A 10,979-nucleotide genomic window follows, 5' to 3' on the forward strand; every position below is an offset into this window, starting at 1 on the left:
GACAAGGTTTCGCTTGCCGCAAAGGCATCACGCGCTATGGCGGCGCCGTGCGGACAGGTGGCCGAGTGGTTTAAGGCAGCGGTCTTGAAAACCGCCGTGGGTGCAAGCTCACCGTGGGTTCGAATCCCACCCTGTCCGCCAATCAGGCGAAGTGCAGCCTTCGATATTTTCCGCGGAAATAGAGCAAGGGATCGCGGTGCGGTTCGAACTGCGCGCGCACCACGCGGCCGACGAGGATGAAATGATCGCCCGCTTCGTGCAGCGATTCGTGCTGGCACTCGAACGATACGAGCGAACTGCCGAGCAGCGGCACGCCGGTCTGTCCGGGCGCCCATGGCTGGTTGGCGAAACGATCCTCGCCCTTCGCCGCGAAGCGATTCGACGTCGGCTGTTGGCCGATCTGCAGCACATTGACTCCGAAATGCGCGGCTTCGCGCAGCGCCGGCGCGGTCCCGGCGGTGTTGGCAATGCACACGAGCAAGAGCGGCGGGTCGAGCGAGACCGAGGTGAAGCTGTTCGCGGTGAGGCCGACCGGCGTGCCCGCATTGTCGAGCGCGGTGACGATCGTGATGCCGGTCGCGAAACAGCCCATCGCGTCGCGCAGCGTGCGGGGGTCCGATCCCGCCTTGAACTCCATCGCCTCGCGCGGCTGGCGCCGTTCGAGGAATTCGAGCAGCTGGCCGAGCAGCGCTTCCTTGCGGTCGGATGCGAGTTCGAGGTCGCATTCGTCGATGTCGGCGCTCTCGCCCATGGGCAGCGCGCCGTTGAAGGTGTCGCTGATCGCGCTGCACTGCGCGGGAGAAAAGCCGCCACGGACGACGAGCGCCGGGATGGCCAGTCGGGCGGGGACGCCATTCGCGATCGCGTCCTCGTCGACCGGCATGTCCACCAGCACCAACCCGGCAGCGAGGAGGACGCCATCAAGCGCCAGCGCGCGCGTCGCGATCCATCCGCCGCGCCCGGCGGTCACGACGACGGGGCGCGAACCCATTTGCGCGAGCACGGCGCGCAGATCCTCGATATGCGGCGCCAGTCCGTCCGCTTCGCCGGCTTCGCGCAGGTCGAGATTGACGACGCGGCGCCCCGATAGCACCAGCGCGTCGGCGACGTCACGCCACGCGGCGCGGTCCTGCCCGACGTCGGGAATGAGCAGCACGGCGGGATCGTTTTCGTCGCCCAGCATATCGGCCGACAGAGGGACGCCGCCGAAACCCTTATATTCGATGAGGCTCAAACATCCCCCTTGCCGCGCCGGCGGGCGCGGACGCCGGCGGCTGTCGATGTGATCAAGTTGCGAAGAATCGGATCATATCGAAAGCCGCCGCGCCGCGCCAGCACGCCAGGCATATTACGCGCGCATCGATGCGAGCCGCTGGTCGACGATCGCGCCGGCCTCGGCGATGATGCGGTCGATGAGTTGCTGGCAGGTCGGGATATCGTGGATCAGCCCCTGCACCATGCCCGCCCAGAACACGCCCTTCGAAAGGTCGCCGGTCTCCAGCAATTCGCGGCCCGCCTTGCCGTTCACCAATTCCGCAACGTCGGCGAAGGTGGCATCGGGCACCGCGAGGCGGCGCACGACCTCTTCGCTCACGTCGCTCTTGCCGACGCGTGCGGTGTTCTTGAGGCTGCGGAAGATCAGGAAGCTGCCGCGTTCGTCATTATCGACATAGGCCTGCTTCACATTGTCGTGGATCGGCGCCTCGACCGTCGCGCAGAAGCGTGTTCCCATGTTGATGCCCTCGGCACCGAGCGACAGCGCCGCGACGAGCCCGCGGCCGTCGCCGAAGCCGCCCGAGGCGAGCATCGGGATCTTCACCTTGTCGGCGGCCGCGGGGATCAGGATCAGGCCGGGGATATCGTCCTCGCCCGGATGGCCCGCGCATTCGAAGCCGTCGATCGAAATGATGTCGCAGCCCGCGCGCTCGGCCGACAATGCGTGGCGCACCGCGGTGCATTTGTGGAGGATGGTGACGCCATGGGGTTTGAGCATCTCCCAGATTTCGCGCACCGCCTGTGTGCCCGCGGTCTCGACGATCTTGATCCCGCCGTCGATGATCGCCTGGGCATAGGCCTTGTAATCGGGGGCGTTGATCGTCGGGAATACGGTCATGTTCACACCGAAAGGCTTGTCGGTCATCGACCGGCACTTTTCGATTTCCTCGCGCAACGCTTCGGGGCTTGGCTGCGTCAGCGCGGTGATGATCCCAAGACCGCCGGCGTTCGACACTGCGCTCGCCAGTTCGGCATAGCCGACGCTCTGCATCCCGCCCTGAACGATCGGATGCTCGATGCCCAGCATTTCGGTGATGCGTGTCTTGAAAGCCATTCGATCTCTCCTGTGGGTTCTGCCCTTACGGCATCTTCGCTCCGGTCCATGAAATAACTTGACGCTTACGTCAACGTCGGGTTGATTAGGAATATAGTTAGATAGCGAAGGGAATCGGAATGACGGCGGGCGAAGGCATATCGGATCGGGCGCTGACCATCGCCACAAAGGTCGAAACCTTCGTCCGCGAGACGGTGGTTCCTTTTGAGAAGGATCCGCGCCGCGACCATCATGGCGCCCCGACCGACGAACTGGTCATGGAGATGCGCGAGCACGCGCGTGCGGCGGGCGTCCTGACCCCGCACATTCTCGGCGACGGCGATCATTTGAACCAGCGCGAGACTGCTGTGGTGCTGATCAAGAGCGGTCTGTCGCCGCTCGGGCCGCTCGCCTGCAACACGATGGCGCCCGACGAGGGCAATATGTACCTGCTCGGCAAGGAGGGCAGCCCCGAACTCAAGGAGCGCTTCCTGAAACCGATGGTCGAGGGGCGCGTGCGTTCGGCCTTTTTCATGACCGAGCCCGCCGAAGACGGCGGTGCGGGGTCCGACCCGTCGATGATGAAGACGACGTGCTACCTCGACGGGAACCATTGGGTCGTGAACGGCCGCAAGACTTTCATCACCGGCGCACAGGGTGCGCGCGTCGGCATCGTGATGGCGAAGTCCGAACAGGGCGCGTGCATGTTCCTCGTCGACCTGCCCGACCCCGCGATCCGGATCGATGACGTGCCGAACACGATCGACAGCTCGATGCCCGGCGGCCATGCGACGCTGACGATCGACAATCTGCGCGTGCCCGCTGATCAGATGCTGGGCGAAGCTGGCGAGGGCTTTCGCTACGCGCAGGTGCGCCTGTCCCCTGCCCGCCTGTCGCATTGCATGCGCTGGCTCGGCGCGTGTATCCGCGCGCACGAGATCGCGACCGACTATGCCAACCGCCGCGAAGCGTTCGGCAAGCCGCTGATCGACCATGAAGGCGTCGGCTTCATGCTCGCCGAAAATATGATCGACCTCAAACAGGCAGAGCTGATGATCGACTGGTGCGCGTCGGTGCTCGACACGGGTTCGCTCGGCACGGTCGAAAGCTCGATGGCCAAGGTTGCGGTGTCGGAGGCGCTGATGCGCATCGCCGACCGCTGCGTCCAGGTGATGGGCGGCACCGGGGTCACCGACAAGACGATTGTCGAACAGGTCTTTCGCGAAGTTCGCGCCTTCCGCATCTATGACGGCCCGACCGAGGTCCACAAATGGAGCCTCGCCAAGAAAATCCGCCGCGACTGGAAAGCCGGCCTCGCCTGACACGACCATCAGTTGCGGCGAGAAAGGCGTAGCGTCAAAGTGCTTGACGTTTACGTCAACGTCCGGTTCACTGGCCGGAACGAGATAGTGGGAGAAGGACGGGTGCGCGCATGACGATCCTCTATGACGAAGGCCAGCAAGCGATCGCGACCGAGTCGCGGCGCGTATTGGAGGCGCGGGTCGGCAAGGACGCGTTGCTGCCACTTCTCGAAACCGTCGGCGAATATCACCGCCCCTTCTGGGATACCGCGAAGGAACAGGGCTGGACCGCGCTGGCGCTTCCCGAAGCCGATGGCGGACTGGGTCTTGGCTTGATCGAACTGGGGCTGATCGCGCATCAGGCGGGGCGAAGCACTAGCGGCGCTCCATTTCTGACGTCTGGATTCGGCGCAGCGAAGGCGATCGAGCTCTTCGGCTCCGACGCACAAAAGGCGCGCTGGCTGCCGGGGCTGGCCAGCGGCGAAACCATTGGTGCGATTGCCTTTGCGGCGGGTCCCAATGCCCTTCCCCCGCAGCCCGATGTGACCTTCACCGGCGACAAGCTCGACGGCACGGTGCGCGGTGTTTCGGCCGGATTGGCGGCCGACGTCGCGATCGTCCTTGCGAATGGACCGGATATGCTGATGCTCGCGCTCGTCGATCTGGCCGGCGTTCAGCGTTCGGCTGTCGCGAGCTTCGATAATAGCCGTCTGATTGCGGACCTCAGCTTTTGGGGAGCGCCGGCCGAAACGCTCGCCGCTGGTGGCGCCGCGCGCGATGCAGCGCTCCATATCCTGGCGTTGCAAGCCGTGGTGACCGCGCACGAGCAGACGGGCGGTGCCGAGGCGCTGATGGAAATCGCGCGCGATTATGCCCTCACCCGCCGCGCCTTCGGCCAGCCGATCGGCGCGTTCCAGTCGGTGAAGCATCGGATCGCCGAACTCTATGGGCTCGTTGAGCTGGCGCGCGCGAATTGCATTCACGCCGCCGCGCGCGAAGGCGCCGCCGATTTCATCACCGCCGCCGCCGCCGCGCGCCTGTCGGCGACCGAGGCCTACGACACCGCGGCGCGCGATTGCATCCAGATCTATGGCGGCATCGGCGTGACGTGGGAGATCGGCCTGCACCTTCATATGCGCCGCGCACGCAGCCTCGCGATCGAGCAAGGCAGCAGCCTGTTCTGGGAAGATATCCTCGTCGACCAGCTTGCGGGAGAAGCGGCATGAGTGATCTTGAAGCCTATCGCGCGAAGGCGGCTAAGTGGCTCGCTTCGATGGCACCGACTTATGGCCGCGATGCGCGCAAGGGGCTGTCCGAAGCCGACGATCTGGCGCTTGGTCGCCGCTATCAGAAGGCGAAATTCGACGCCGGTTACGCCGGGATCAATTGGCCGGTCGAATATGGCGGCCAGGGGCTCGGTCATCTTGAAAAGGTCACCTTTGACGCCGAGGAAATGAAGCACGGTTTCCCGAGCTTTTATTTCGGCATTTCGCTCGGCATGCCGGTTCCGGTGCTGATGCAGTTCGGCAGCGACAAGGAGTTCGTCAAGGAACGCGTGCTGAAGGCGCTGCAGGGCGAGGAAATCTGGTGCCAGCTTTTCTCCGAACCCTCGGGCGGCTCGGACCTTGCGGGGCTGCGCACCAAGGCCGAACCCGACGGCAACGGGTGGAAGATCAACGGCCAGAAAGTGTGGACCAGCTGGGCGCATTATAGCGATTATGGCGTAATCGTCGTCCGCACCGATCCCAATGTGCCGAAACACAAGGGGCTCACTTACTTCTGGGTCGATATGAAGGCGCCGGGGGTTACCGTGCGTCCGATCAAGCTCGCGGGCGGCGATAGCCACGTCAACGAGGTCTTCTTCGACGATGTGAAAATCAGCGACGATCATCGCATGTCGCCGGTGGGCGGCGGCTTCGCGGTCGCGATCGCGACGCTGATGATCGAGCGCTATGTCGCGACCGACAGCGCGGGCTTCGGCCCGCATCTGGGCCTGTTCGTTGAGCTGGCGAAAGAGGTGCAGCTCAATGGCCGCCCGGCGATCGACGACGGCCGCATCCGGCAGCAGATCGCGCGCAACTATGCGATGCGCTCGGGGCTCGATTCGATCAACGTGCGTGCGCGGTTGATGATGCAGGCGGGCATGATGCCGGGACCCGAGGGCTCGCTCAACAAGCTGGTCGCGGTGCGTTCGAGGCAGAAGCTGTCGGAGCTTGCGATCGACCTGCAAGGCCATGACGGCTTCCTCTTCGACGAACATGCCTCGCAAAAGGAGGATTGGGCGTCGAGCTGGATCAACGCCCCCACCGGCCGCATCGCGGGCGGATCGGACGAGACGCTGCTCAATACGATCGCCGAAAAGGTCCTTGGCCTGCCGCAGGACCATCGTCCCGACAAGGGCATTCCGTTCAACCAGATTCCGGCCTGAGGAGGCGCGCCCATGAAAATCGATTCCAGCATTGCAGCGGTCGTCACCGGCGGCGCATCGGGCCTCGGCCGCGCCACCGCCGAAACGCTCGCCGCATCGGGCGTGAAGGTCGCGATCTTCGACATCAACGACGCGCTCGGCGAGGAGGTTGCGGCGTCGATCGGCGGGCTATTCGTGCACGTCGACATCACCGACGAGCAATCGGTGCTCGAAGGCTTTGCCAAGGCGCGCGCCGCGCATGGGCAGGAGCGCGTCTGCGTTCATTGCGCGATGACCTCGCGCCGCGGCAAGACGCTCGCCTATGATAAGGAAACCGGCAAGTTCCGCCGCACGCCGACCGAGGATTATGCCTATGGCGTCGCGGGGATATTGACCGCGAGCTATCGCATCGGGTCGATCGCGGCCGAAGGCATGGCGAACCTTCCCGAAATGGAAGACGGCGAGCGCGGCGCGATCGTCTTTACAGCGTCGGTCGCCGCGCAGGATGCGCAGATCGGGCAGGTCATCTATGGATCCGCCAAGGCCGGGGTGAATGGCCTCGTCCTGCCGATGGCGCGCGACCTGATGGACCTCGGCATCCGGGTCAATTCGATCATGCCCGGCGTGTTCGGAACCCCGCTACTCGGCAATATGAACCCGAAGGTGAAGGAGAGCCTCGAAGCCTCGGTCCCCTTCCCCAAGCGGCTCGGCAAGGCCGAGGAATATGCGAGCCTTGCGATGGAGATGGTTCGCAACACCTATTTCAACGGCCAGGCGGTGCGTCTCGATGGCGCGATCCGCATGGCTCCGCGTTAAACAATGAAGCCTTCCCTTTTCCGCTCGCGTCGAGCGACGTCGAGACGCCCATCGGCCGGGCGTGCCTTCACGGTGTCTCGACGTCGCTCGACACGAACGGAATTCAGGGAACGCTATTTCACGCTTTTCTAATCCCCTTTTAAGAAGGAATATTCTCATGGCCGAAGCCTATATCATCGACGCCGTTCGCACCCCGCGCGGGATCGGCAAGCCCGGCAAGGGCGCATTGTCGCACCTTCACCCGCAGCATCTCGCCGCGACCGTGCTCGCCGCGATCCGTGACCGCAACAATCTCGACACCGCGACGGTCGACGACATCGTCTGGTCGACGTCGAGCCAGAACGGCAAGCAGGGCGGCGATCTCGGCCGCATGGCGGCGCTGTCGGCGGGTTACGACACAAAGGCGAGCGGCACGACGCTCGACCGTTTCTGCGGCGGCGGCATCAGCTCGGTGAACTTCGCCGCGGCCAGCGTGATGAGCGGAATGGAAGATTGCGTCATCGCAGGCGGCACCGAGATGATGAGCTACACCACCGCTTTTGCCGCCGAACAGGCCAATGCCGGCCTCCCGCCGCGCCTGATGGGATCGGGGCATGAAGCGCTCGATGAACTGCACCCGCAATCGCATCAGGGCGTGTGCGGCGACGCGATCGCGACGATTGAAGGGATCAGCCGTGAGGCGCTCGACGCGCTCGCGCTCGTCAGCCAGCAGCGCGCCGACCGCGCGATCACGGAAGGCCGCTTCAACAAATCGGTCGTGCCGGTTCTTAATACCGACGGCAGCGTCGCGCTCGACCATGAGGAGTTTCCGCGGCCCGAAACCACCGCCGAAGGCCTCGCCTCGCTGAAACCAGCTTTCACCGGCCTTGCCGATTTCGACCTCGGCGGCGGCTTCACCTTTCGCAAGCAGGTCAACCGGCGCTATCCCGATGTCGAAATCCAGCATTTCCACCATGCCGGCAACAGCTCGGGCGTCGTCGATGGCGCCGCCGCGATCCTGCTCGCATCGAAGGACTATGCCGACAAGCATGGGTTGAAGCCGCGCGCGCGCGTTGTCGCCTATGCCAATATCGGCGACGATCCGACGCTGATGCTCAATGCCCCGGTTCCGGCGGCGAAGAAGGTGCTCGAAAAGGCTGGGCTGACCAAGGACGACATCGACGTCTGGGAAATCAACGAAGCCTTTGCCGTCGTCGCCGAGAAGTTCATCCGCGACCTCGATCTCGACCGCGAGAAGGTGAACATCAACGGCGGCGCGATGGCGCTTGGCCATCCGATCGGTGCGACGGGGTCGATCCTGATCGGCACCGCACTCGACGAGCTCGAACGCTCGGGCGGCCGATACGGCCTCGTCACCATGTGCGCCGCGGGCGGCATGGCGCCCGCGATCATCATCGAACGTATCTGAGCGACAGGAGAATAGCATGACCGGACCGCTGAAGGGCATCAGGATCATCGAATTCGCCGGGATCGGTCCTGGCCCCTTCTGCGGCATGATGCTCGCCGACCATGGGGCGGAGGTGATCCGCATCGACCGGCCCGGCGGCTTCATGGACCCGCGCGATCCGCTAAGCCGCAACCGCACCTCGATCGCGCTCGACATGAAGAACCCCGACGCCGTGCAGATCGCGCGCGATCTTTGCAAAAGCGCCGACGGCATCATCGAGGGCTATCGTCCCGGGGTGATGGAGCGGCTCGGGCTCGGTCCCGAGGTACTGCTCGCGGACAATCCGAAGCTGGTGTACGGGCGCATGACCGGCTGGGGGCAGTTCGGCCCCTATGCACAGGCGGCGGGGCACGACATCAACTATATCTCGCTGTCGGGCGTCCTCCACGGCATCGGGCGGGCGGGGGAAAAGCCCGTCCCGCCGGTCAATTATGTCGGCGATTTCGGTGGTGGCGGCATGATGCTCGCCTTCGGCATATCGAGCGCGCTCGTTCATGCGGCGCGTACCGGCGAGGGGCAGGTGATCGACTGCGCGATGACCGACGGCTCGGCGCTGCTCGCCGGTATGACCTGGGGGTTTCACGCCGCAGGCCGGCTCAAGGACGAAGCCGGCGTCAATATGCTCGACGGCGCCGCGCATTTCTATGACAGCTATGTGTGCGCCGACGGTAAGTTCATCTCGATCGGGTCGATCGAGCCGCAATTCTATGCGCTGCTCCGCGAAAAGACCGGGCTGACCAACGACCCTGATTTCGACGCCCAGATGGACCCGTCGAAATGGGGGCCGCTGAAGGAAAAGCTGACCGCGCTGTTCAAGACGAAGACACGCGACGAATGGTGTGCGATCATGGAGATGACCGATGTCTGTTTCGCGCCGATCCTGTCGCTGAGCGAGGCGCCGCAGCATCCGCACAATGTCGAGCGCGAGACGTTTCTGACGGTCGGCGGCGCGGTCCAGCCGGCCCCTGCCCCGCGCTATTCGGCGACGGTCAACGACACGCCGCGCCCGGCACCGGCGGTCGGCGCCGATGGCGATGCCGTGCTGGCCGGTCTTGGTTATGACGCGGATGCGATCGCGAAGCTGCGTGAAGGCGGCGCGCTGCGGTAACTGTTCAGGCGCCGCGGGCGGTCATCGCGTCCCAGAGGCCGCGCCCGCCAAAGCCCGCGGCCTGCCGTCCGAGGCGCTCTGCCCAATAGGCGTCGTTGCCGTGTGCGCCGCGCCAGCGCATTAGCGGCACGGTCACGCGGTGGAGGTCATATTCCTCGGTGAAGCCGATCGCGCCATGCACCTGATGCGCAATCGCGGTGAGGACGCCGACGGCGCGATTGGCGCGCAGTTTCGCCGCCGCGATTTCGAAATCGGCGGCTGACGGATCGAGGCTCACCGCGTCGAGGCGCGTCGCCAGCGCCGCAGCGGCGGCCTCGACGGCGCGCACCTCGCACGCCATCACGGCGAGCGATTGCTGCACCGCCTGGAACTTGCCGAGCGGTCGGCCGAATTGCTGCCGCATGTTCACATGATCGATCGACAGCGCCAGCGCTCGCCCCATCGCGCCCGCCATCAGGCTGACCATCGCCGCCGGCTGGAGTGTCTCGTCCGCGATCAACTCCGCGACCGGGAGATCGGGCACCATCACGCCTGCGATTTGCAGCACGGCGTGCACGTCGCCCCAATCGCCGCCGAACCCACCATCCTCTTCGGAAACAAGCAGCAACGCAAAGCCCGCTTCCTCGACGGGCGCGATCCCCGCGGTCGCCGCCTCGGCGAAGACCGCGCGCGCGGTGTCGCACAGCATGTCGCGCGCGGCGCTCATCGCAGGCCCAATCCGCGTGCGATGATCCCGCGAATCACCTCGCGCGTTCCTCCGCGCAGCGAGAAGCTGGGCGACGCGATGAGCAGCGCACGCAGCAATTTCGCGAGATCGTCGGTATCGTCCCAACGGCTTGTCACGATCGCCTGCACCCGGCGCGGCATATCCTGTTCAAAGGCATTGCCCAGTTCCTTGACGACCGATGCTTCGACCATCGGATCTTCGCCCGCCGCGAGCTTCGCCGCGGTCGACATCGACAGGTGGCGCAGCGTCCACATTTCGGCGGTGAGTTCGCCGATCAAAGTCGCGAGCGCCGGCTCGGGATCGGTGCCCGCCGCATCGATCAGCGCGACGAGCAGCGCGTGGCTCGACAGATAGCGCTCGGGACCCGATCGCTCGAGCCCGAGTTCGGCGGTGACCTGTTTCCAGCCCTGCCCTCGCTCGCCGACCAACGTGCCGCGCGGAACGAGTACATCGTCGAAGAAGACTTCATTGAAATCGTGATTGCCCGCCATGTCGATGATCGGGCGGATCGTGATGCCCGGCGTATCGAGGTCGATCAGCAGCTGGCTCAATCCGGCGTTGCGCTCGCTGCCTTCTTCGGTGCGGACGAGCGCCAGCATGATGTGCGAGAAGTGTGCGCCGGTGGTCCAGATCTTCTGTCCGTTGATGCGCCAGCCTTCGGCCGTGTCGCGTGCCGTCGTTCGCACGGCGGCGAGATCGGATCCCGCACCCGGTTCAGACAGACCGATGCAGGCGTAAAGTTCGCCCTTCGCGATGCCGGGAAGATAGCGCTGACGTTGTTCCTCGCTGCCATAGCGCAGGATCAGCGGCCCGGTCTGTCGATCGGCGATCCAGTGCGCGCCAACGGGCGCTCCCGCCGCGAGCA

The 10,979-nt window shown here is 65.1% G+C and carries 10 protein-coding genes and 1 tRNA gene; 7 read left to right on the plus strand and 4 right to left on the minus strand.

What is annotated here, in order from left to right:
- The first annotated feature begins 51 nt into the window (after positions 1-51).
- Positions 52-141 (plus strand) — tRNA-Ser (locus VJ811_RS08175).
- A gap of 1 nt (position 142) precedes the next feature.
- Here the strand turns inward: VJ811_RS08175 and VJ811_RS08180 are convergent.
- Both VJ811_RS08180 and VJ811_RS08185 read right to left on the minus strand, forming a co-directional pair.
- On the minus strand, positions 143-1,234 hold the full coding sequence (locus VJ811_RS08180; protein ID WP_324071771.1) for a flavin reductase: 1,092 nt from the start codon (positions 1,232-1,234) through the stop codon (positions 143-145).
- Positions 1,235-1,348: 114 nt separating this feature from the next.
- Positions 1,349-2,329, minus strand: coding sequence for a nitronate monooxygenase family protein (locus VJ811_RS08185; RefSeq protein ID WP_324071772.1), 981 nt, complete (start codon positions 2,327-2,329; stop codon positions 1,349-1,351).
- A gap of 119 nt (positions 2,330-2,448) precedes the next feature.
- On the opposite strand from VJ811_RS08185, the gene VJ811_RS08190 reads away from it, so the two are divergent.
- From VJ811_RS08190 to VJ811_RS08215, 6 genes are all read left to right on the plus strand, one after another.
- A complete protein-coding gene (locus VJ811_RS08190; RefSeq protein WP_324071773.1) occupies positions 2,449-3,630 on the plus strand; it encodes an acyl-CoA dehydrogenase in 1,182 nt (393 codons plus the stop codon).
- A gap of 110 nt (positions 3,631-3,740) precedes the next feature.
- On the plus strand, positions 3,741-4,835 hold the full coding sequence (locus VJ811_RS08195) for an acyl-CoA dehydrogenase family protein (RefSeq protein WP_324071774.1): 1,095 nt from the start codon (positions 3,741-3,743) through the stop codon (positions 4,833-4,835).
- Positions 4,832-6,037, plus strand: a complete 1,206-nt coding sequence (locus tag VJ811_RS08200) for an acyl-CoA dehydrogenase family protein (protein ID WP_324071775.1) — start codon at positions 4,832-4,834, stop codon at positions 6,035-6,037. Before VJ811_RS08195 ends, VJ811_RS08200 begins: the two co-directional genes overlap by 4 nt.
- A 12-nt stretch (positions 6,038-6,049) precedes the next feature.
- Positions 6,050-6,832 carry an SDR family NAD(P)-dependent oxidoreductase gene (locus VJ811_RS08205; RefSeq protein ID WP_324071776.1) on the plus strand — a complete coding sequence of 261 codons (783 nt, stop codon included), beginning with the start codon at positions 6,050-6,052 and terminating at the stop codon, positions 6,830-6,832.
- A 157-nt stretch (positions 6,833-6,989) separates the two neighbouring features.
- The gene (locus VJ811_RS08210) at positions 6,990-8,240 is read left to right on the plus strand and encodes an acetyl-CoA C-acetyltransferase (protein WP_324071778.1); all 1,251 of its coding nucleotides are present in this window, start codon (positions 6,990-6,992) and stop codon (positions 8,238-8,240) included.
- A 16-nt stretch (positions 8,241-8,256) separates the two neighbouring features.
- Positions 8,257-9,387 carry a CaiB/BaiF CoA-transferase family protein gene (locus tag VJ811_RS08215; RefSeq protein ID WP_324071779.1) on the plus strand — a complete coding sequence of 377 codons (1,131 nt, stop codon included), beginning with the start codon at positions 8,257-8,259 and terminating at the stop codon, positions 9,385-9,387.
- Between the two features lie 4 nt (positions 9,388-9,391).
- Here VJ811_RS08215 and VJ811_RS08220 read toward each other — a convergent pair whose 3' ends face one another.
- Together VJ811_RS08220 and VJ811_RS08225 are read right to left on the minus strand one after the other, a co-directional pair.
- Complete coding sequence (locus tag VJ811_RS08220) at positions 9,392-10,093, minus strand: acyl-CoA dehydrogenase family protein (protein ID WP_324071780.1); 702 nt, start codon at positions 10,091-10,093, stop codon at positions 9,392-9,394.
- Positions 10,090-10,979, minus strand: an 890-nt coding sequence (locus tag VJ811_RS08225) for an acyl-CoA dehydrogenase family protein (RefSeq protein WP_324071781.1), incomplete at its 5' end; no start/stop codon positions are given. The genes VJ811_RS08220 and VJ811_RS08225, both read right to left, overlap by 4 nt.

The sequence above is a fragment of the Sphingopyxis sp. genome, assembly GCF_035250425.1.
Taxonomy (GTDB): domain Bacteria; phylum Pseudomonadota; class Alphaproteobacteria; order Sphingomonadales; family Sphingomonadaceae; genus Sphingopyxis.

Coding starts and splice junctions, on each gene's coding strand:
- VJ811_RS08215 (WP_324071779.1), top strand. CDS start 8,257: ATGACCGGACCGCTGAAGGGCATCAGGATCATCGAATTCGCCGGGATC.
- VJ811_RS08185 (WP_324071772.1), bottom strand. CDS start 2,329: ATGGCTTTCAAGACACGCATCACCGAAATGCTGGGCATCGAGCATCCG.
- VJ811_RS08220 (WP_324071780.1), bottom strand. CDS start 10,093: ATGAGCGCCGCGCGCGACATGCTGTGCGACACCGCGCGCGCGGTCTTC.
- VJ811_RS08190 (WP_324071773.1), top strand. CDS start 2,449: ATGACGGCGGGCGAAGGCATATCGGATCGGGCGCTGACCATCGCCACA.
- VJ811_RS08205 (WP_324071776.1), top strand. CDS start 6,050: ATGAAAATCGATTCCAGCATTGCAGCGGTCGTCACCGGCGGCGCATCG.
- VJ811_RS08210 (WP_324071778.1), top strand. CDS start 6,990: ATGGCCGAAGCCTATATCATCGACGCCGTTCGCACCCCGCGCGGGATC.
- VJ811_RS08200 (WP_324071775.1), top strand. CDS start 4,832: ATGAGTGATCTTGAAGCCTATCGCGCGAAGGCGGCTAAGTGGCTCGCT.
- VJ811_RS08195 (WP_324071774.1), top strand. CDS start 3,741: ATGACGATCCTCTATGACGAAGGCCAGCAAGCGATCGCGACCGAGTCG.